We start from the raw sequence: 487 nt of genomic DNA, 5'->3' as shown, positions 1-487 counted from the left end.
TGTAGCAAATCGTGTTGATGCGATTGTTATGTGCATCTAAAAGTGTTCACAATACCCATAAAATACATCTGAATTACTTAAAAACACAAATGGCTTTCTAGAACCGTCTATAAACTCTTGAATTGTTAAAACATACACATTTGTTGTAATCTCATTTCTCATCGTTGTTACAGCTTTAAAAGAGTTATCCGTTGAGCCAAAATCTAGAACTATGGGCTCACTTATATAATTATTTTTTATAGGACCAACCATGACTCCAGAACTTCTATCTACTGTAAATATTTTTCCATTTACAGACTTATCTCCAACTTCTATTAATTTGCCATTTTCATTTGAAGAAACAGCATTTGTTATCATACATTTATAGTCATCGAGTGCTAATGACTTAAATGAAATCAGAAGCATTACTAATATTGAAAATCTCATTAATTATCCCTTTGCACATAACGCCTGCATAACACGTTTACTACTATGCAATTATACTTAA

Annotated in this window: 1 protein-coding gene; it reads right to left on the bottom strand. The window is 30.8% G+C overall.

Annotated elements, in window-relative coordinates:
* Positions 1 to 36: 36 nt before the first annotated feature.
* Positions 37 to 426: a hypothetical protein gene (locus A6E03_RS03405; protein ID WP_065600170.1), complete on the bottom strand. Its 390-nt coding sequence runs from the start codon at positions 424 to 426 to the stop codon at positions 37 to 39.
* Positions 427 to 487: the final 61 nt, after the last annotated feature.

The sequence above is a fragment of the Aliivibrio sp. 1S128 genome (assembly GCF_001691065.1).
GTDB lineage: Bacteria > Pseudomonadota > Gammaproteobacteria > Enterobacterales > Vibrionaceae > Aliivibrio.
This window is presented reverse-complemented; position numbering and strand designations above follow the sequence as displayed.